The 21,046-nt window shown below is 65.1% G+C and carries 18 protein-coding genes; 9 read left to right on the forward strand and 9 right to left on the reverse strand.

Annotation, left to right across the window (positions count from 1 at the left end):
* Positions 1–78 precede the first annotated feature (78 nt).
* Genes ACVC7O_RS19570 through ACVC7O_RS19590 form a run of 5 tightly spaced genes read left to right on the forward strand, consistent with a single transcriptional unit; the run spans position 79 to position 5,246 of the window.
* Complete coding sequence (locus tag ACVC7O_RS19570; protein ID WP_458323787.1) at positions 79–1,590, forward strand: UxaA family hydrolase; 1,512 nt, start codon at positions 79–81, stop codon at positions 1,588–1,590.
* Entirely contained in the window at positions 1,587–2,591 is a 1,005-nt protein-coding gene (locus ACVC7O_RS19575; RefSeq protein ID WP_458323788.1) for a Gfo/Idh/MocA family protein, read from the forward strand. The genes ACVC7O_RS19570 and ACVC7O_RS19575 overlap by 4 nt, the downstream gene beginning before the upstream one ends.
* A 12-nt stretch (positions 2,592–2,603) precedes the next feature.
* On the forward strand, positions 2,604–3,491 hold the full coding sequence (locus ACVC7O_RS19580) for an NAD(P)-dependent oxidoreductase (protein ID WP_458323789.1): 888 nt from the start codon (positions 2,604–2,606) through the stop codon (positions 3,489–3,491).
* Between the two features lies 1 nt (position 3,492).
* Positions 3,493–4,374 carry a DMT family transporter gene (locus ACVC7O_RS19585; protein ID WP_458323790.1) on the forward strand — a complete coding sequence of 294 codons (882 nt, stop codon included), beginning with the start codon at positions 3,493–3,495 and terminating at the stop codon, positions 4,372–4,374.
* A complete protein-coding gene (locus ACVC7O_RS19590; RefSeq protein WP_458323791.1) occupies positions 4,371–5,246 on the forward strand; it encodes a sugar kinase in 876 nt (291 codons plus the stop codon). The genes ACVC7O_RS19585 and ACVC7O_RS19590 overlap by 4 nt, the downstream gene beginning before the upstream one ends.
* Here the strand turns inward: ACVC7O_RS19590 and ACVC7O_RS19595 are convergent.
* Positions 5,233–6,444 (reverse strand): mannitol dehydrogenase family protein, encoded by a 1,212-nt coding sequence (locus tag ACVC7O_RS19595; protein ID WP_458323792.1) that lies wholly within the window; start codon positions 6,442–6,444, stop codon positions 5,233–5,235. The two genes, ACVC7O_RS19590 and ACVC7O_RS19595, sit on opposite strands and share 14 nt — an antisense overlap.
* Entirely contained in the window at positions 6,441–7,802 is a 1,362-nt protein-coding gene (gene uxaC, locus ACVC7O_RS19600) for a glucuronate isomerase (RefSeq protein ID WP_458323793.1), read from the reverse strand. Before uxaC ends, ACVC7O_RS19595 begins: the two co-directional genes overlap by 4 nt.
* 68 nt (positions 7,803–7,870) lie before the next feature.
* Here uxaC and ACVC7O_RS19605 point away from each other — a divergent pair, with 68 nt between their 5' ends.
* The 4 genes from ACVC7O_RS19605 to uxuA are packed head-to-tail and all read left to right on the forward strand — an operon-like array spanning position 7,871 to position 12,127.
* The gene (locus tag ACVC7O_RS19605; protein WP_458323794.1) at positions 7,871–8,902 is read left to right on the forward strand and encodes a Gfo/Idh/MocA family protein; all 1,032 of its coding nucleotides are present in this window, start codon (positions 7,871–7,873) and stop codon (positions 8,900–8,902) included.
* Complete coding sequence (locus ACVC7O_RS19610; protein WP_458323795.1) at positions 8,899–9,903, forward strand: Gfo/Idh/MocA family protein; 1,005 nt, start codon at positions 8,899–8,901, stop codon at positions 9,901–9,903. Before ACVC7O_RS19605 ends, ACVC7O_RS19610 begins: the two co-directional genes overlap by 4 nt.
* Positions 9,900–10,952, forward strand: coding sequence for a Gfo/Idh/MocA family protein (locus tag ACVC7O_RS19615; RefSeq protein ID WP_458323796.1), 1,053 nt, complete (start codon positions 9,900–9,902; stop codon positions 10,950–10,952). The genes ACVC7O_RS19610 and ACVC7O_RS19615 overlap by 4 nt, the downstream gene beginning before the upstream one ends.
* A complete protein-coding gene (gene uxuA, locus ACVC7O_RS19620) occupies positions 10,949–12,127 on the forward strand; it encodes a mannonate dehydratase (protein ID WP_458323797.1) in 1,179 nt (392 codons plus the stop codon). The genes ACVC7O_RS19615 and uxuA overlap by 4 nt, the downstream gene beginning before the upstream one ends.
* Positions 12,128–12,425: 298 nt before the next feature.
* Here the strand turns inward: uxuA and ACVC7O_RS19625 are convergent, their stop codons facing one another.
* The 7 genes from ACVC7O_RS19625 to puuE form a co-directional block, all read right to left on the reverse strand.
* Positions 12,426–13,661: a DNA recombination protein RmuC gene (locus ACVC7O_RS19625; RefSeq protein ID WP_458323798.1), complete on the reverse strand. Its 1,236-nt coding sequence runs from the start codon at positions 13,659–13,661 to the stop codon at positions 12,426–12,428.
* Complete coding sequence (gene mutL / locus ACVC7O_RS19630) at positions 13,658–15,478, reverse strand: DNA mismatch repair endonuclease MutL (RefSeq protein ID WP_458323799.1); 1,821 nt, start codon at positions 15,476–15,478, stop codon at positions 13,658–13,660. The genes ACVC7O_RS19625 and mutL overlap by 4 nt, the downstream gene beginning before the upstream one ends.
* 132 nt (positions 15,479–15,610) lie before the next feature.
* On the reverse strand, positions 15,611–16,834 hold the full coding sequence (locus ACVC7O_RS19635; RefSeq protein ID WP_458323800.1) for a urate hydroxylase PuuD: 1,224 nt from the start codon (positions 16,832–16,834) through the stop codon (positions 15,611–15,613).
* 104 nt (positions 16,835–16,938) lie between these two features.
* Entirely contained in the window at positions 16,939–18,258 is a 1,320-nt protein-coding gene (locus ACVC7O_RS19640; RefSeq protein WP_458323801.1) for a uracil-xanthine permease family protein, read from the reverse strand.
* Between the two features lie 46 nt (positions 18,259–18,304).
* On the reverse strand, positions 18,305–18,793 hold the full coding sequence (locus ACVC7O_RS19645) for an ureidoglycolate lyase (RefSeq protein WP_458323802.1): 489 nt from the start codon (positions 18,791–18,793) through the stop codon (positions 18,305–18,307).
* The gene (locus ACVC7O_RS19650; RefSeq protein ID WP_458323803.1) at positions 18,790–19,599 is read right to left on the reverse strand and encodes a bifunctional allantoicase/(S)-ureidoglycine aminohydrolase; all 810 of its coding nucleotides are present in this window, start codon (positions 19,597–19,599) and stop codon (positions 18,790–18,792) included. The genes ACVC7O_RS19645 and ACVC7O_RS19650 overlap by 4 nt, the downstream gene beginning before the upstream one ends.
* A complete protein-coding gene (puuE, locus tag ACVC7O_RS19655; protein ID WP_458323804.1) occupies positions 19,596–21,011 on the reverse strand; it encodes an allantoinase PuuE in 1,416 nt (471 codons plus the stop codon). Before puuE ends, ACVC7O_RS19650 begins: the two co-directional genes overlap by 4 nt.
* Positions 21,012–21,046: the final 35 nt, after the last annotated feature.

Here is a 21,046-nt window from a genome sequence, read left to right on the forward strand (position 1 = left end):
ACTCAAACCCGACCGCACATCCCGCCCATCATCGCCCCGCTCTTGTGACCACCCCCGCCCTGTGCCACCGTCCCGGACATGCCTGACATCATCCGCCTTGACCCCGCCGACAACGTCGTCACCGCCACCCGCGCGCTCGAAGCCGGTGTGGCGGTCGAGGGCACCACGACCCAAAGCCTGATCCCCTCCGGCCACAAAATCGCCACGCAGGCAATCCCCAAGGGCACCGCCATCCGCAAATACGCGCAAATCATCGGCTACGCCGCCGAAGACATCCTCCCCGGCACCCATGTGCACACCCAGAACGTGGACTTCCGCAACACCGAGGCCGACTACGAGTTCTCGACCGACCTGCGCCCCGTCACACCTGTGCCCGAGGCCGACCGCGATACCTTCCTGGGCTACCGCCGCGCCAACGGCCAGGTCGGCACGCGGAACTACGTGGCCATCGTCACCTCGGTGAACTGCTCCGCCACCGCCGCGCGCATGATCGCGGCGCATTTCACGCCGGACGTCCTCAGCCAATACCGCAACGTCGACGGTGTTGTCGCCTTCGTGCATGGCACGGGCTGCGGCATGGCGGGGGACGGCGATGGCTTCGAAGCACTCCAGCGGGTCATGTGGGGCTACGCCCGGCACCCCAACCACGCCGCCGTGCTCATGGTGGGCCTCGGCTGCGAGATGAACCAGATCGACTGGCTGCTCGACGCCTACGGCCTGAAACAAGGCCCGACCTTCCAGGTGATGAACATCCAGAATGTCGCCGGTTTGCGCAAAACCATAGATCTGGGCATCCAGAAGATCGAGGCGATGCTGCCCCTCGCAAACGAGGCCACGCGGACGGAATGCCCCGCCTCCGAGCTGAAAGTCGCTCTGCAATGCGGCGGCTCTGACGCCTGGTCCGGCATCACCGCGAACCCCGCACTCGGCTACGCCTGCGACCTGCTCGCGGCGCAAGGCGGCACCGGCGTGCTCGCGGAAACACCCGAGATCTACGGCGCCGAACACCTGCTCACCCGCCGCGCGGCTGACCAAGCCACCGGCGACAAGCTGGTCGGCCTGATCAAATGGTGGGAAGACTACACCGCCCGCAATAAGGGCTCGATGGACAACAACCCCTCCCCCGGCAACAAGGCGGGTGGCCTGACCACGATCCTTGAAAAATCCCTCGGCGCGGCAGCCAAGGGCGGCACATCCCCTCTCATGGGGGTCTATAAATACGCCGAACCGGTCACGGCCCGCGGCTTCACCTTCATGGACAGCCCCGGCTATGACCCGGCTTCCGTCACCGGCCAGATCGCGGGCGGCTGCAACCTTGTCTGCTTCACCACGGGGCGCGGCTCCGCTTTCGGCTCCAAACCCAGCCCCACCATCAAGGTCGCCACCAACTCCGCCATGGCCAAGCGCATGGCGGAGGACATGGACATCGACGCCGGCACCATCCTAACCGAAAGCACCACGGTCGAGGACAAGGGCCGCGAAATCTACCAGACCTTCCTGCGCGTCGCCTCCGGCGAGATGAGCAAATCCGAAGCGCAGGGCCTGGGCGATTATGAATTCGTCCCCTGGCAAATCGGGGCGGTGATGTGAGCCGCATCCTTGTCGTTGGCGGCGGGCTCATCGGCATCCGCCATCTTGAGGCAGTCGCCGCGCATCCGCGCTGCACGCTTGTGGGCCTCGCCGATCCCGACCCGGGCATCGCGCCGCATGTGCCGCGCTACAACGACATGGCCGAGGTCACAGGCCCCGTCGATGGCGTCATCCTCGCCACGCCGACCCACCTGCACGCGGAACACGGGGCCTATGCGGCCAAACGCGGCTGGCCCATGCTCATCGAAAAACCCGTGACCGAGGACCTCGCCCAGGCCCACGCCCTGCAGACGGCGATCCAAACTGCGAAGGTCAGATCGCTCGTCGGTCACCACCGCCGCTACCACGCGCCCGTCCAGCAACTGAAATCCCTCATCGCGAACGGCGCCATCGGCCAGCCCGTCACCGCCAGCCTCATCTGGGCCATGCGCAAGCCCGACGCCTATTTCCAGGACAACTGGCGCAGCACCCACGGCAGCCCGGTGCTCATCAACCTCGTGCATGACATCGACCTTTTGCGCTTTGTCCTCGGTGACATCGCCGCCGTCTCCGCACTCCGGGGACGCGGCCTGCGCGGACAGGCCCGCGTCGAAAGCGGCGCCGTCGCCCTCGCCTTCGAGAGCGGTGCCACCGGCACCATCGCCTTCGCCGACACCGCGCCCGCGCCCTGGGGGTTCGAGGCCGCCACCGGCGAGAACCCCAACATCGGCACCACGCATCAGGACATGCTCTGGATCACCGGCACCAAGGGGGCGATCAGCTTCCCCTCGATGACGCTCTGGTCCGGGCAGGACTGGTCCCGCCCCGCCGAGCCCGTGCCCTGCACCAGGGCGGAGAACGCAAAACCTCCACTCGACGCCCAGCTCGACCACTTCCTCGAGGTGATCGACGGCGCCGCCCCGCTGATCGACGTGGCCGACGCCACCCGCACACTCGACGTGGCCCTTCAGATCGAAGAGCAGCTGCAGCAGCACACCCCAGCCCCCCTCACACACGCGTAAAGGAGACCTTAGATGGCACAGCAGACAATCGGATTTATCGGGCTCGGGCTCATGGGCTCTGCCATGGTCGACCGGCTGATCGACAAGGGGTATGCGATGACGATCACCGCCAACCGCTCGCGCCCGCGCATCGACGCTGCCGTGGCGCGCGGGGCCACGGAGGTCGCGACCGCCCGCGATGTGGCCGCGGCCAGCGACATCGTGATGCTCTGCATGGACACCTCCGACAGCGTGGAAAGCCGGATGCGGGGGCCCGACGGCGTGATCGCGGGCCTGAAACCCGGCGCGGTTGTGATCGACTTCGGCACCTCCCTGCCCGGCAGCACGCGGGCCCTGGGCGATGAGGTCGCCGCCGCTGGTGGTACCTATATGGATGCGCCCCTTGGTCGGACACCAACCCACGCCAAGGACGGGCTACTGAACATCATGGCCGCAGGCGAGCAATCCGCCTTCGACAAGGTCAAGCCAGTGCTCGATGACTTGGGCGAAAACGTCTTTCACCTCGGCGCGCTCGGCTCAGGCCACACGATCAAACTGATGAACAATTTTTTCGGCATGACCGTCGCCAACGCCATGGCCGAGGCCTTCGCCATGGCCGATGTGGCGGGCATCGATCGTCAGCAACTCTATGACGTGATGGCCGCGGGGCCCCTGCACTCCGGCATGATGGATTTCGTCTCGGGCTACGGGCTGAAGGGTGATCCGAACCAGCTCGCCTTCGCCATCAAGAACGCCGCCAAGGACGTCGGCTATTACGCGAAAATGGCCGAAGACGCAGGCGTCGACAGCATGATGTCCAAATGCGCTCTGGGTGCGCTGCGCGAGGCGACCGAGACGGGCCACGGCGAGAATATGGTCAGCCAGATGATCGACTTCTACGCGCAGAAAATGAAGCCCTAGGATGGCCGTCACCGCCGGTCTGGTCGAGGATCGTCCGCATTTCGGGATCAGCCTCATGCTCTGCGCATGGCTGCTGTTCTCGGTCGTGGACACCAGCGCCAAGTGGTTGGCGCTGCTCGGCTTTCCGGCGTTTCAGCTCGCCTTCATGCGCTACGCGGGCCACTTCGTCATCTCCTTTGGGGTGATCGCGCGCGGTGGTCTCACCCGCGACCGGCTGCAGACCGGCCATCCCGGCCAGGTGATCACCCGCGCGCTGCTGCTGATCACCGCGACGGTGTCGAACTTCTATGCGCTGAACTTCCTGCCGCTGACCGTGATCTCGGCCATCATGTTCTCCAGCCCGGTCATCGTCTGCTTCCTCTCGCAGCATTTCCTGAACGAGAAAATCGGCCCCTGGCGCTGGTTCGCGATCCTGCTGGGCTTTCTGGGCGTGCTGGTCGTCATCCGTCCCTTGGGCGCGGATTTCCACTGGGCCATGCTGCTTGCCCTCTTCAACGCGCTCAGCCTCGCGCTCTATTCCATCATGACGCGCAAGCTCGCGGGCATCGTGGCCACCGAAACCATGCAGTTCTACATGGGCGCGCTCGGCACAACGCTGCTCCTGCCGCTCGCGATCTGGAGCTGGCAGTGGCCCACCGATCCGCTGCAATGGGCTTTGCTGATCGGTCTCGGCCTCTTCGGCTGGGGCGGGCACCAGCTCTTGACCAACGCGCACCGCTTCGGCTCAGCCAACACGCTGATGCCCTTCACCTATTCGTTCATGATCTACCTGACGATCATGGGTTATCTGGTCTTCGATCACCTGCCCGATCAATGGACCGTGCTCGGCGCGCTGATCATCGTGGTCTCGGGCCTCATCATCTGGAAAAGGGAACAGCGATGACCCTCCGCGTGGCCTGTATCGGCGAAGCCATGATCGAACTCTCCATGCAAGGCGAGGTGGCCAAGGTTGGCGTCGCAGGCGATACGCTCAACACCGCGATCTACCTCAAACGCTGCGCGCCATCGCTGACGGTCGACTATGTCACCTGCCTGGGCGATGACCCTTTCTCGGCCCAAATCCGCGACTTCATCACCGCCCAGCGCATCGGCACAGGCGCCATCCGCATCATCCCCGGCAAATCCCCTGGCCTCTACGCAATCACCACAACCGCCGACGGCGAACGCTCCTTCACCTACTGGCGTAGCGCCGCCGCCGCGCGCGATCTCTTCCAGACGAGCGATGGTTACGAATTCTCCGTACTGGAGCCCTATGACGTGCTCTACCTTTCCGGAATCTCGCTCGCGATCCTGCCGCACCCCGTGCGCCTGGCCCTTGTCGACTGGCTGAAGGACGCCCCGCAAAAGCTGGTCTACGACAGCAACTACCGCCCCCGCCTCTGGGAGGATCAGGCCACCGCGCAAGAGATCACCCAGGCGATGTGGGCCCGTGCCGACATTGCCCTACCCTCCATCGACGACGAGATGGCGCTCTTCAACGAAAGCGATGCGCAGGTCACCACGCGCCTGCAAAGCTACCCCGGCACGGGTGCGCTCAAACGGGGCGCAACCGGCCCGCTCTCTATGGGTGACCCAGTCACCCAAACCTACCCGCCTGCTGAAAACGTCATCGACACCACCGCCGCAGGCGACAGCTTCAACGGCGGCTACCTCTCCGCGCTGCTCACCGGGCAACCCCAGGCCGCCGCACTCATGGCCGGCCACGCCTGCGCCGCTCGCGTCGTCCAGCATCGCGGCGCGATCATTCCAGAATAGACTGGCCGAGATCCTCCGCCCCGATCAGCGCCAGCAGCTGCTGGTCCGAGCCTCCGGCACCCACGATCCCCGCAATCGCCTCCGCCTGCGGGTCCTGCAGATCGCGCCCCGCAGCCGCCTCCGCGCGGCAAAACCCAATCCAAGCCCGCAGCCCCGCGGCCAGCGCAGGCGCATCACCGCCAAGCGCGCGCAGGCTGTCGATCATCCGGTAGGGCAGCTTCTGCGTGCCATCCATCGCGATCTGTCGCAGGCTGTGGTTGATATGCGGGTTGTCGAACCGCGCCACCAGCGCGTCGGCGTAGGCGGGCGCGATCGCCTGCATCTCCGGGGTCAGCGTGCGCGCCGCCTCACCCATCAGCGCCCGCGCCTGCGCCCGCAACGTGGCATCCGCCATCGCCTCATGCACGTAGTCATACCCCGCCAGCGTCCCCGCATAAGCCAACATCGAATGCGCCCCGTTCAGCATCCGCAGCTTGCGCATCTCATGGGGCTCCACGTCCTTGGTGAGCACCACATCCGGCCAGTCGGGGCGCGGGCCCGCGAAGTGATCCTCGATCACCCACTCACGGAACGGCTCCGTCGGCACCGCCATCGGATCGCCCGTCTCCGCCCGCAGTGCATCGGAGGTCGCGGGCGTAATCCGATCTACCATGCTGTTGGGAAAGCGCGCCTGCGCCTGCCCCATGTCGAGCCGCGCCTCCGCCGCGAAGCTCACCACCGCATTGCGCAGCACATCGCCGTTGTTCGCCCGATTGTCACAGCTCAGCACCGTGACCGGCGTCTCCCGCGCCGCGATCCCGCGCGCCAGAAACCCGATCACCGTGCGTGGGCCGTCACCCGTCAGGTCCTGCGCCACCGCCGGATCGTCCAGATTGAGCCTGTTGCCCGGCGTCAGGTGATAGCCCTTCTCGGTCACCGTGACCGAGATGATATGCACCTCCGGATCCGCAATCTGCGCCAGCACCGCGCCCGGATCCTCCGGTGCTACCAGCACCTCGTCAAAGACGGTGATCGGCTTGACCCCTTGCCCCTGCACCGCCAGCCCATAGTCATAGCCCTGCGCGCGCAGCCCATCGCGCACTGTGGCTGAGCGCAGGCTGACCCCAGTGATCGTCCAGCCGCCCGCGTCCTGCGTGTAATCCGCGAGATGCGCCCGGGCGAAATTGCCGACCCCGATATGCAGGATGCGCGCGCTCATGTGCCAAGCTCGTAGGCGTCGCGCGCCAGGTCAACGGCCAGCAAGGGTGCCAGCGTCTCCGCATCGGCCAGTCCAAAGACCCCCCGCGCCACCTGCTCCGCCAGATGCGCCGCCACCCCCCGCCGCCACAGATCATGCCGCGCCGGGATCGAGAGAAACGCCCGCGTGTCATCGTTAAAACCAGCGAGGTTCCAATAGCCCGCCGTCTCCACCACCTGATCGAAGTACCGTGCAATACCCGCCGCGCTGTCATGGAACCACCAGGGCGGCCCGATCCGCAGGCAGGGCCAATGTCCGGCCATGGGCGCAAGCTCCCGCGCGTAAGTCGTCTCGTCCAGGGTGAAGAGGATCAGTGTGAACCCCGGCGTGTTGCCGACCCGGTTCAACAAAGCGTCAAGCCCGCGCACCCAATCCACCGCGATGGGAATATCGGCGCCCTTGTCGCGCCCGAAACGCGCGAACACCTCCGCATTGGTGTTGCGCCGACTGCCACCGTGGATCTGCATCACCAGCCCGTCGCCTACCGACATCTGTGCCATCTCGATCAACATATGCCCGTAAAAGGCGCGGCCCTCCGCCTCCGAGGCCTCACCGCGCCGCAGCCGCTGGTAGAGCGCATCGGGATCGTCCAGCCAGACCGTCTCGATCACCTCGATCGCATGGTCCGTCGCCGTCGCTCCACGCGCCTTGAAGAACGCCCGCCGCGCCCGCAAAGCGGCGAGGTAGCCTGCAAAGCTGCCAACATCCTCACCGGTCACGCGACCGAGCGCGTCGATGTTGCCGAGAAACCCCTCATGTGCAGGGTCGAGCACCGCATCGGGCCGGAACGTGGGGATGACCCGCCCGCGCCAGTCGCTCTCCGCCACCGTGCGGTGGTGCGCCAGATCATCCAGAGCGCCATCCGTCGTCGCCAGCACCTCGATCCCGAAGCGGTCAAAGAGCGCGCGCGGCCGGAACGCCGCATCGCCCAATCGCTCGGCGATCTGATCATAGACCGCATCCGCCGTCTCGGCGGACAGCGGCGTGTCGATCCCCAGCGTCTCGGTCAGCACGTGAGAGATCCAGAACCGCGAGGGCGTGCCGAGAAAGAGGTGCCAGTTCTGCGCAAAAATCCGGAAGATGTCGCGCGGGTCCGCCCCGCGTCCCGGCTCCGGCACGCCCAGGCTTTCGAGCGGTACCCCCTGCGCGTAGAGCATCCGGAAGACGTAATGATCCGGCACCACGAGCAGCGTCGCAGGGTCGGGAAAGGGGGCATCCGTGGCAAACCACGCAGGCTCGCAATGCCCATGCGGCGAGACAATCGGCAGGTCGCGGATGCGCTCGTAGAGTGTGCCCGCCGTCCCGGTCAGCTGGTGCATGCGTCTTCCCATCTTTTGCGTGGCCTTCGCAGGCCTTTGGTGCAAATGTGCCCGAAACGGGAGGGGATATGAAGACGGTATTGCTGGGCCTCGGCATGGTGGCAGACACCCATCTGGCCGCGATCCGCGACGCGGAGGGGATCGACCTGGCCGGGGTCATGGGGCGCGACCCCGCGCGCGCACAGGCCTTTGCCGAGAGAGCCAGCGCAGCGCTTGGCTACGCGGTGCCGGTGCGCACCTCGGTGGTCGAGATTGCCGATGACCCTGCGGTCGATTTCGTGGTCATCGCGACACCGCCCGACGCCCGTCAGGAGCTCGTCGAGACCCTGAGTGCCGCGGGCAAGCCGATCCTCATGGAAAAGCCCATCGAGCGGACACTGGCCGCCGCCGAAGCGATCGTGGCGCACTGCGCGGCCGCCGGTGTGCCCCTCGGTATCGTTCTTCAGCACCGGGCACGCGCAGCGTCCACGAAGCTGAAACAGCTTCTGGACGGGCGCGCGTTGGGCCAGGTGGCCACCGTCGAGATCCGGGTGCCCTGGTGGCGCGATCAGGCTTACTATGATGCGCCCGGGCGTGGCACCTACGCCCGCGACGGCGGCGGCGTGATGATCAACCAGGCGATCCATACGCTCGATCTCGCGCTCTGGCTGCTCGGGCCGATCCGGGCGGTGCAGGCGATGATGCGCACCACGCCCTTGCATACGATGGAGGCTGAAGACTGGGCCGGGGCGCTCTTCGAGATGGAGAGCGGCGCCTGCGGCAGCCTCATGGCCACCACCGCCGCCTATCCGGGTGAGCCCGAAAGCATCCGCATTCAAGGGGACAAAGCCGCAGCATATCTCGCCTCCGGGGTGCTCACCCTGACCCATCTCGACGGGCGCGTCGAAACCTTCGGCGCCGAGGCCAGCACCGGTGGTGGCGCCGACCCGATGGCCTTCACCCATGCCTGGCATCAGAGCGTGCTGGAAGACTTCGCAGCCTGCCTCAGGACCGGCACGGCACCGCTCGCCTCGGGCCAAAGCGCGCTGCAGGCGCACCGCGTGATCGACGCGATGGAGCGCGCCAGCCGCAGCGGCCAGATCACGGAGATCGCCTCATGAACCTGCCCTTCGTCGCGCTCGGCCTCGACCACCGCCACATCTACGGCATGACTGAAAACATGTTGAAAACCGGCGCCACCTGCCTCGGCTACTGGACCGAGGGCGCGCCCGAAACACTGCCAGGTTTCACCAAACGCTTCCCCGATCTCAAGCGCTTCGCCACGCTCGACGCGGCGCTGAAGTCCGGCGCCACCCTCGCGCTGGTCTCGGCCATCCCCGCCGACCGCGCCGATCTTGCGATCCGCGCCATGCGGCAGGGTATGGACGTGATGAGCGACAAGCCCGGCTGCACCACCCACGACCAGCTCGGGGCCATCAAGGCCTGCGTGGCGGAAACGAGGCGCATCTGGTCGATCAATTTCTCCGAGCGTTTCGAGGTGCCCGCCGTGACCCGCGCCACCGAGCTCGTCGAGCAGGGCGCCATTGGCCGGGTCGTGCACACCGCAGGTCTCGGGCCCCACCGGTTGAATCGCGCCACGCGGCCACACTGGTTCTTCGAACGCGACCGCTACGGCGGCATCCTGACTGACATCGCCTCGCATCAGATCGACCAGTTCCTGCATTTCACCGGGTCGGAGACCGCAGACATCACCCACGCCATGGTCGCCAACTACGCCAACCCGGACACCCCCGGCCTGCAGGACTTTGGCGAGATCACCCTGCGCAGCGCCTCGGCCTCCGGCACCATCCGTGTCGACTGGTACACGCCCGATGCGCTGCCCACCTGGGGTGACGGGCGGCTGACGATCCTCGGCACCGAAGGCTATATCGAGCTGCGCAAATACGTGGATGTAGGGGGGGCCGAGGGCACCGACCACCTGGTCCTCGTGAATGGCAAAACATGCGAAAAGATCGACGCAAGCGACGCCGGCCTGCCCTATTTCGAGCGCCTCGTGCACGACATCGCGCACCGCACCGAAACCGCCATAACCCAAGCCCACTGCTTCACGGTCATGCAGCTCGCTCTTGACGCGCAAGCGAAAGCAGAGACGGCCAGATGACCCGCGTGGCCATCCTCGGCGCAGGGATCGGCGCGGAGCATCTCGCCGCCTACCGTACGCTACCGGATGTTTTCGAGGTTGCCATGCTCGTCGACCAAGACACGGCCCGCGCCGAAGCGCTGCGCAAGGGGGGCGACTTCACCGTCGGCACACAGATCGACACGGCGCTGCAGGACCCGGCCATCGATCTCATCGACATCTGCCTACCACCGCACCTGCACGTGCCCGTCACCTTGCAGGCACTTGAGGTCGGCAAACACGTGATCTGCGAAAAGCCGCTCGCCACCGCGATGGCCGGTGTGGACCGGATCAGGCAGGCCGCGCACACCGCGCGCCGCACCGTCTACCCGGTCTTCCAGTACCGCTGGGGCCCGTCGCTGGCACAGCTGCGCGCGCTCGTCGCCGCCGGTCTCACCGGCCAGCCGCAGACCGCAGCGATCGAGACCCACTGGTCGCGCGGCGCCGATTACTACGCGGTTCCCTGGCGCGGCACCTGGGCGGGCGAACAGGGCGGCGCGGTGCTCGGCCATGCGATCCACAACCACGACCTGCTGACCCACTTCATGGGTCCGGTCGCGGCGCTCTCGGCCATGACCACCACGCGCGTCAACCCTATCGAGACCGAGGATTGCGCCGCCATCGCTTTCGAGATGGCCAATGGTGCGCTTGCCACCAGCAGCATCACGCTAGGGGCCGCAACCGACGAGACCCGCATCCGCTTCGTCTTTGAAAACCTCACCGCGACCTCGGGCAGCACGCCCTACGCCCCCGGCGCCGACCCGTGGACCTTCACCGCGCGCGACCCCGCCAAACAGACCGAGATCGATCAGATCCTCGACAACACCGCCGCGGAACCCACCGGCTTCGCGGGCTTCCTCACCGCTATCGCGCAGGACCGCGCAGGTGCGCCCAATACCGCGGTCACGCTGGAAGAGGGTGCAGCCTCCATCGCCCTCGTCACCGCGATCTACCACGCGGCCCGGACGGGCACACGCGTGGCGCTCCCGATCACGCCCGATCACCCGCTCTATGAAGGATGGCAGCCATGAAGCAATGCTGGCGCTGGTTCGGCCCGCAAGACACCGTGGCTCTGCCCGATCTGCATATGGTCGGGGTCGAAGGGATCGTGACCGCCCTGCACCACATCGCGCCGGGCGCGGTCTGGCCGGATGCCGAGATCGCCAAACGGCAGGAGAGGCTGGCCACCGCGGGATTTGCCTGGGATGTGGTCGAAAGCCTGCCCGTCTCCGAGGCGATCAAGACCCAAGGCCCCGAGGCCACCGCGCATATCGCCGCCTATAAGGAGAGCCTCGCGGCGCTCGCCCGGCATGGCATCGAGACCGTCTGCTACAACTTCATGCCCATTCTCGACTGGACCCGCACGACCCTGCGCGCGCCGCAACCGCACGGCGGCACGGCGATGCTCTTTGATTTTCAGGCGTTCAGCGTCTTCGATCTGCATATCCTTGCCCGCGAGGACGCGCCCGCGGACTACTCCGAGGCGCAGCGCGCTGCTGCCGCCGCGCGATTTGACGAGATGTCCGAGGCCGAACGCACCGCGCTCAAGAACAACATCGTGGCCGGACTGCCCGGCGCCAATGACACCTGGACGGTCGAGGACGTACGGGCACAGCTGTCCAGCTATGACGCCATCACGTCAGACCGACTGCGCCAGAACCTGATCGACTTCCTCGCAGAGGTGGTGCCGGTCGCCGAGCGCCTCGGCCTGCGCCTCTGCTGTCATCCGGATGACCCACCCTTTGGCCTGCTGGGTCTGCCGCGCGTGATGTCGACGACCGAGGATTATGCGCAGGTGCTCGATGCTGTCGAGAGCCCTGCCAATGGCGCCACGCTCTGCACCGGATCGCTCGGTGTACGGGCGGATTTCGACCCGCCGGGGTTTGTCGACCGGTTGGGGGATCGCATCCACTTCGTGCATCTGCGCAATACCAAGCGGCTCAGCGACGACCCGGAGCGCCCCGATTTCTTCGAAGCCCCGCATCTGGAAGGTGACACGGATATGGTCGCCACGATCCGTGCGCTGCTGGCGGAGGAAGCACGGCGCAAGCTTGGGGCCCGTGCGGATTGGCAGATCCCCATGCGCCCGGATCACGGGCAGGAGCTGCTGTATGATCGCACCGCCGACAGCATGCCGGGCTACCCGCTGATCGGGCGGATGCGCGGCCTCGCCGAGCTGCGCGGGATCATGGCGGCGCTCGGCTAGGTTCAATCTGGGGTGCTTGGGAGAGAGAAAGCGCCCTCCCCCCTGTCGAAGGGGGTCGGCCGCTGCCCGGCGATGCCGGGCCACGCAGCACCCGCCGCACGCGCGGATCGGTAACGGCTTGGCAATCTTCGCCGCCGCATGCCCTGTTAAGCCCGGGAAGACCAACACCCGCACCGACAAAATACCGACGTGATACCGACATAAAACAGACATGCGGTTTTCCATGTTTTGCAGCCTTAAAGGCGCGAATCACAGATTTTCGGAAATGGACATTCCGCCCGTTGCGCGTCCGGTCTGTTTACGGCTTCGGGCGGTTCAGCGAGAGCGCCGCATCTTCCTCGGGCGAAAGCTCCGCAAAGTCGAAGCTGTCGAGCCGTGCGGCGCGCTTCCCGGCACGCTCTGCGGCAGTACCGATCCCGTCCAGATCCTCGCGCGCCTGCCGGAAATGCGTATCGAGTTTGCCCACCCTTGTAACGACCAGCTCCACGTCCCGGTGCAGCTGTTTCAGCGTCTTGCGGATGGCCCCCGCCTGCTCGCGCATGCGCGCATCCTTGAGGATCGCCCGCATGGTGTTCAACGTCGCCATGCAGGTGGTGGGCGAAACGATCCAGACCCGCGCATCGAACCCCTTGCGCACCAGCTCGGGGAAGTTGGCGTGCAGCTCCGCATAGACTGCTTCGGAGGGCAGGAACATCAAGGCGCCATCTGCGGTCTCGCCATCGATGATGTATTTCTCGGAGATGTCCGTGATATGTTTCGTGACCGCGATCTTCATTTTGGCCACTGCCTCTTTAAGCGCCTGATCGGTCTCCGCCACCCGCAGTGCCTCGTAGGCCTCCAGCGGAAATTTACTATCAATAACAATGGGTCCGGGCGGGTTGGGCAGGTGGATGAGACAATCCGCACGCTTGCCATTGCTCAGCGTCGGCTGCCACGAATAGCTGTCCGATGGCAGGGCCTTTGACAGGATATCGCGCAGCTGAATCTCGCCAAAGGCGCCGCGGGTCTGCTTGTTGCTGAGGATGTCCTGCAGCGACAGCACATCGCCCGAGAGCTTGGTGATATTGTCTTGCGCCTTGTCAATCGCGGCCAATCGCTCCTGCAATTGCGTGAGGCTGGTGGTGGTCTGTTTCGACGAGCCATGCAGCGTTTCCTTCATGCGCTCCTGCATCTCGGCCAGCGACCGGGCCGAACGCAACGCATTGTCGGCCAGCCGGTCCTGCATCTGCTGCTGCACCGTGGCCAGCCGTGCCTCCACAGTCTGGATCACCTGCGCCTGTGCCGTGGCCTGTGTGTCCGATACCATCTGCAGCCCGCCGCGCAGCTGCTCCTGCCCTTGCCCAAGCTGCTGCACATGCTGCCCCAGCGCGCCGACCTGCTGGACCAGCGGCGCCGTCAACGCAGCGCTGCGCCCAGCGGCCCGAACTGCCATGATGAGGAGCAGGAGGACCAGCAGGATCACCGCGCCACCGGCCAAGGCCGCAATCACCAGAGGATCACTCAGAGCATAAGTTTGTCCGGCAATTTCAATCATGTGCGACCAAACAATCGTTCGATATCGCTGAGCTTGAGCTCGACATAGGTGGGCCTGCCGTGGTTGCATTGGCCGGAGTGCGGCGTCTCTTCCATCTCGCGCAGAAGGGCGTTCATCTCCTCCGCCCGCATCCGACGCCCGGAGCGGATCGAACCGTGACAGGCGACGCGGCTGAGGATCGCCTCGACCCGTGCCTGTACCGTGTTCGACCCACCTTGATCCACCAGTTCATCGAGGATATCCAGGAGCATAGCGCGTGCATCGACAGTGCCCAGAATGGCAGGCGTCTCTCGCACGGCAATCGCACCTCCGCCGAATGGTTCAATGCCTAAACCAAATTTCTCGAGTTCACCGGCGATCTCCATGAGCAGGGCGCAATCGCTGTCGGAAAGCTCCACGATCTCAGGGATCAACAGGGCCTGCCGCGCCACGCCGGTCTCTGCCATCTGGTGTTTGAGCTTCTCATAGACCAGCCGTTCATGGGCCGCGTGCTGGTCGACAATCACCATGCCCGTCGCCGTCTGCGCGATGATGTAGTTCTCATGTACTTGCCCACGCGCCGTGCCCAGCGGGTAGTCCGGTGCATGATCTGGCTCTGGACGGGCGTCCGGTTCAACGACCTCGACGCGGCCCCAAACGGGTGCGGTCTCGGCAAACTCGGGAGTGATGCGCGGCGCTGGGGGCCTGTCCATCCGATAGACCCGGGCGCCTGTCGGCTCGGGCGTCATTGCACCCAAGGCCGCGTCGGCAACGGTGCTCGACGCCCGGTGTCCGGCCTCCGCCAACGCGTGCCGCAGGGCGGAGACGATCAGGCCGCGCGCAATCCCCGGATCGCGAAAGCGCACCTCGGACTTGGCCGGATGCACGTTCACATCAACCAACCTTGGATCGCAGTCGATAAAGAGCGCTGCCGCCGGATGCCGGTCGCGGCTCAGGAAGTCAAAGTAAGCACCACGCAACGCACCAACCAGCAGCTTGTCCCGCACCGGTCTGCCGTTCACGAAGAGGTATTGCGCCACCGCAGAGCCGCGCGAGTAGGTCGGCAGGGCGGCAAACCCGGTGAGGTGCAAGCCCTCGCGCTCCGCATCAATGGCCAGCGCGTTCTCTGCGAACTCGCGGCCCAGAACACGGGCGAGCCTTCCGTGTAGCGCACCGAAGAGATCGCCCTGCTCCGCATCCGCGCGGAACACCTCGCGCCCGTCGCCGTCACCCGACACATCGCGCAAGACGAACTGCACGAAGGGCTCGGCCATCGCCAGCCGCTTGACCACATCGGTGATGGCCTGGCTCTCCGCGCGATCCGTGCGCAGAAACTTGAGCCGGGCGGGCGTCGCGAAGAACAGATCGCGCAGCGTGACGGTTGTGCCAATGTTCAGGGCCGCTGGCCTCGCTGCGCTCATCTCTCCACCGACAACCGACAGCTCGACACCGGGCGCGCCTTCGGCGCGACTGGCAATGGTCAGGCGCCCCACGGCCCCCAGCGACGGCAGAGCCTCGCCGCGGAACCCGAAGGTGTGGATGTCCAGCAGGTCCGAGCCGTCGATTTTTGAGGTTGCGTGCCGCGAGAGCGCCAGCGGCAGCTCCTCTTCCGTCATCCCGCACCCGTCGTCTTGAACGCGGATCAGGGTCTTGCCGCCATCCGCGTAGTCAATGGCGATGCGACGGGCCCCGGCATCGAGTGCGTTTTCGACGAGCTCCTTCACCGCCGAAGCGGGGCGCTCAATGACCTCGCCTGCGGCGATGCGATTGATCGCAGCGTCATCGAGTTGCCGAATGATGGGGCGATCACCGCCTATGTTGGGGTTGAGAGAGGCCATGCCCCAAGGTGTAGCATGTCTCGCGCCGATTCTGAAACCGGATTTCACAGCCGCGGCGGCCCGAAGGCCCACCTCACCTGCCTGCTCCGACGGTCGTGCCGGCAGGTAGGGTGGGCTTCAGGCCACCCCTGGTCACTCAGTCGTGGCGGCCAGGTACCACGCAACGATCTGGGCGCGTTCGTCGTCCTCCATGTAGGAGAGGTTCGCGGGCGGCATGGCGTGGCTGAGACCCGATTGCAGATAGACCGCACGGGCCTGGCGGGCGATCTGGTACTCCGTCTCCAGCCGCACACCCTTGGGCGCCCAGAGCAACCCCTCCCACACCGGCTCCTCCGCGTGGCACATCGAACAGCGGCCCAAAACGATGTCCTGCACCTCTTCGAAGCCCGTAGCCTGCGCGAACTGCAGAGCGGCACCCTGTGCGGTCTCGGGCTCGTCCGCGCGGAACATCGGCGCGGTTGAGAGCCACATGATGCCGATGAAGATCAGCGTGGTCACCGCCCATGTCCAATGCGGGTTTCCCTGCCGGGCGTGCATCGAGTTGAAGTAGTGCCGGATCGTGACCCCCATCAGGAACACGAGGCTCGCGATGAGCCATGTATATTGGGTGGCGAAGGCCAGCGGGTAGTGGTTGCTGAGCATGAGGAAGATCACGGGCAGCGTCAGATAGTTGTTGTGCGTGCTGCGCTGTTTGGCGATCTTACCGTACTTCGCATCCGGTGTGCGCCCGGCCATCAGGTCATCCACGACGATCTTCTGGTTCGGGATGATGATCATGAAGACATTCGCGCTCATGATCGTTGCTGTGAAGGCGCCCAGATGCAGCATCGCCGCGCGGCCGGAAAATACCGAGGCGTAGAAATAGGACATCGCCATCAGCACAACAAAGAGGGCGAGCATAAGGGTCGTTTGGTTGGCGTCCACGAAGACCCGGCAGAGGGTGTTGTAGACGATCCAACCGAAGGCGAGCGAGGCGAGCGAGAGCCCGATGGCCTGCCATGCGGCGAGGTCCGCGATGGCCGGGTCGATCAGGTAGAACTCAGCGCCCAGATAGTACACCAGCACCAGCAGGACGAACCCACTGATCCAGGTCCAGTAGCTTTGCCATTTGTGCCAAATGAGACCATCGGGCATGTTCTCGGGCGCGACCAGGTATTTCTGGATGTGATAGAACCCGCCGCCGTGCACCTGCCACTCTTCACCATCCGCCCCGCTCGCGAGGTTGCGGTCGCGGTGCAGCCCGAGATCCAGCGCGATGAAGTAGAAGGACGAGCCGATCCAGGCTATGCCCGTGATCACATGCAGCCAGCGGACAGCAAACTCGATCCAGGCGCCCATCGCGGCAAGGTCGTACATGGGTTGGCTCCTCTCTACCGCGCGCGATGCTGTTCAGACCGTCCCGCGCGCAGCTCTGTGGGTGCCTCCGACGGGAGTATTTTCAGAAGGGTGAAGCAGCGGGTCTAGACGTCGTCGGGCAGCACAAGGTTGAGAACGATCGCCACCAGCGCGGTTGGCGCCACAGCCGACGTTGCCAGCGTTTTGACCACCCCGGGTAGATATTGAACAGCCGTGGGCACAAGATTCAAGCCCAGACCAGCGGCCAGCGAGACGGCGATGATCACCATGTTGCGGCGGTTCATCTCGACCTCGCTCAGCACGTTCATACCGGCCGCAGCGACCATGCCAAACATCACGATCACGCCGCCCCCCAGGACCGGGAGGGGCATGGAGGCGATGACCGCGCCAATCTTGGGGAGCAGCCCGCAGAGGATCAGGATCAGCGCGCCGATGGTGACCACGTGGCGGCTCATGATGCCGGTCATACCGACGATACCGACATTCTGGCTGAAGGAGGTGTTGGGTAGCCCACCGAAGACACCGGCCACGGCGGTGCCCAGACCATCAGCGTAGGTAGCGCCGGAGATTTCGGCATCAGTCGCCTCGCGGCCTGCACCGGCCTTGGTGGTGGCGGAGGCATCGCCGACGGTCTCGATGGCCGAGACAATGGACACCAGCGTCACGGCGATCACGGCGCCGAGCGAGAATTCGAACCCATAGGGCAGCGGTGTGATCGACGTGACCCAACTGGCATTGGCAACCGCGCTGAAGTTGACAATGCCCAGCATCAGCGCGAGCAAGTAGCCGACCACCAGTCCGATCAGGATCGCGGCGTTCGACAGCGTGCCCTTGGTGAAGAACTTCAGCACCAGCGCCACAATCACAACGCTGAGCGCGACGGACCAGTGCATCAGCGAGCCGAAGCTCTCCGCTTCCATCTGAAAAGTGGCAGCACCCCCTGCGGCGTATTTGATCGCCACCGGGATGAGGTAGAGCCCAATCGCGAGGATCACCAGCCCGGTCACCAGCGGCGGAAAGAGCCATCGCAGATGTCGAATGAAAGCACCGAGAACGAAATGCACACAGCCACCGATGATGCAGGCGCTCAAGGCCACGCTGAGGCCCTGGGTCGCTGCCACACCGGCCAACACACCGACGAAAGCGAAGCTGGTGCCCTGCATGATCGGCAGCCGCGCACCGATCGGTCCGATGCCGACAGTCTGGAACAGCGTGGCCACCCCGGCAAAGAGCATCGCCATCTGGATCAGATAGACTTGCTCCGGTCCGCCAAAGGCCAGGCCCGCGGCACCCGCCACGATGATCGATGGCGTCACGTTCGAGGCGAACATCGCCAACACGTGCTGCAAGCCCAAGGGCACCGCCTGTACCAAGGGCGGGGTGGCGTCGGGGTTGCGGTAGATGCCTGCGCTGATCTCTGTCATGTCGTGTCCCTGTCGTTTGTCCACCGTTCTGAGACGGCTTTTGCGGTTATGGAACCACCAGATATGGTGGATCAAGAAAAACCTCCCTGAGATTGGGCGTTTCGCCTATTCGGTCGATCACTGCAAAAATTCCGGGCGCGGTGAGCGGGGTCAGCACGCCATGCCAGGTGCCTCGGTGCAGGTTGATGCCCTGGTAAGGGGCGGTCAGAAAGGCCAGCGGTGCGCCGGGTTTGCCGCCATCATCCGGGGCCACGGTCACCAGAAACGGCGCGGGTGTCATCGGGATGAACGCCTGGCTGCCCTCGGGGTGCTGCTCCAGCAGATCAAGCGTGTAGGGCAGCGCACGCGGTTCAGCCTCAAACAAGCTGAGACCTGCGCGCCCATCGGGCCCGAAGTCCATCTGCGCCCGATCATGAAACCGCCCGCAGAGGCCCGCGTTGATCATCCTGTCGGGCGACCCGCTGCAATCAAGCACATCTCCGAAGGGCGCGAAGGCCTCCGCTGTGAGCGGCATGCATCGGATCTCGCGGTTCATAGGCGCATATGACGATTCACGTCCTTGTAGAGCAGGTAGCGGAAGGGCTCAGTGCCCGTGGCGATGCAGGCCTGCGGGCAGAAGGCGCGCAGCCAGATGAAGTCGCCCGGGCCGACGCTGACCCAATCTTTGTTTAGCAGGTACTCAGCCGTCCCCTGCAGCACGTAGAGCCCATGCTCCATCACATGGGTCTCGGCGAAGGGAATGCGCGCGCCGGGCTCGAAATTCACGATGTTCACGTGGAAATCATAACTCAGATCGAACGGGTCGAAGAACCGCTGTGTCGCCCATGTGCCATTGCACCCGGGCATGGAAGCTTTCGGCACCTCGCTTTCATGGGTGATCATCGCTTCCGGCACCTTCAGCCCCGGCGAGGGTTCAAACCGCTTGCGAATCCAGTGAAACTGACATGGGTCCTCGTGCACGTTGTAAATCGTCCAGACCGCGCTCGGGGGCAGGTAGACATAGCTGCCCGGTCCCAGATCGAACGTGTCATGCCCCAGTGTGAGCCGCGCCTCACCCTTGGCGATGAAGATGACCGCCTGCGCGTCCTTGTCAGGCTCCGGCTCGGCGCTGCCGCCTTCCTCGCTGAGCTCAACGGCATATTGCGAGAAGGTCTCGGCAAAGCCACTTAGAGGGCGCGCCAGCACCCAGACCCGCGCATTCTGCCAGCCGGGCAGGAAGCTTGTGACTATATCACGCTGAGTGATCGCGGGGATCACTGCATAGGCATCGGTGAAAATCGCCGTGCTTTCTGGGTTTTGCGACTGATCGGGCAGACCACCGGGCGGGAAGGCATAGCTCACAGAAGCGCCTCCAGCCGGATCTCGGCAATCCGTTCGACCTGGCGGCAGGCCTCATTGAATTCGGCATCGGTTTCATGATCCAACCGCCGCTGGAAGGCGCGCAGAATGCCCGATTTGTCGTGGTCTTTGACCGCGATGATGAAGGGGAAGCCATGCTTCTGTACGTAAGCCTTGTTGAGCTTTTCGAAGGCCTTGCGCTCCTTGTCGGTCAGCGCGTCGAGCCCGGCACTGGCCTGTTCCTCTGTGCTTTCCGCTGTAAGCCTCTTCGCTGCCGCCAGCTTGCCCGCCAGATCCGGGTGCGCGCGCAGCACGCCCATACGCTCCTCGACACTGGCACTGCGGAACATGCGCGCCAGCGCGGAATGCAGCCCGGTGGCGGTGTCATGCGCGGGGCCAAGCTCCAGCTCGAAGGCGCGCTCGGCAATCCACGCCGAATGTTCGAAAATCCCGCCGAACTTGTCGACGAAATCCGCCTTCTTCATGGCCGAGGGCCGGGCCGCGCCGCGTGTGGGCGGGTGCACCTTGCGCCAATGCTCCGCAATCTCGATCCGGCGCGGGCACCAGACCCCCTCAAACCCCTGAATATAGTCGATGAATTTCTTCAACGCCTGCGCCCGGCCGGGCCGCCCCACAAGGCGACAGTGCAGACCGACAGACATCATCTTGGCAGCACCCGCTGCCCCTTCGGCATAGAGCGCATCGAAGCTGTCGCGCAGGTAGGCAAAGAACTGATCCCCGGAATTGAACCCCTGCGGCGTGGCAAAACGCATGTCGTTGCAGTCGAGCGTATAGGGGATGATCAGCTGGTTGCGCCGCCCGATCTTGGCCCAATAGGGCAGATCGTCATCATAGGTGTCGGAGATGTACTCGAACTGCCCGGTCTTTGCCGCCAGCGCCACCGTGTTCACCGAACAACGCCCGGTGTACCACCCGCGCGGGCTCTCACCGGTGACCTCGCTGTGCAGGCGGATCGCCTCCATCATGTCGGCCATCTCGTCGGCCTCGGAATGATCCTTGTAGTCGATCCATTTCAACCCGTGGCTGGCGATCTCCCAGCCTGCGTCCTGCATGGCGCGCACCTGTTCCGGTGCGCGGGCCAGCGCCGAGGCGACGCCATAAACAGTGACCGGGATGCCCACGCCTGTGAACAGCCGATGTAATCGCCAGAAGCCCGCACGCGCGCCGTATTCATAGATCGATTCCATGTTCCAATGCCGCTGACCCGGCCAGGGCTGGGCGCCCACGACCTCGGACAGAAAGGCTTCGGAGGCCGCGTCCCCGTGCAGCAGGCAATTCTCGCCGCCCTCTTCGTAGTTGAGAACGAACTGTACCGCGATCCGAGCACCGCCCGGCCAAGCCGCATCCGGTGGCGTGGGTCCATAGCCTGAAAAATCGCGGGGGTAGCGTTTCACGAAAAGCCTCCTTGGTCAGCCGCGCCATTCAATAC

The organism is Roseobacter cerffii, assembly GCF_054226325.1.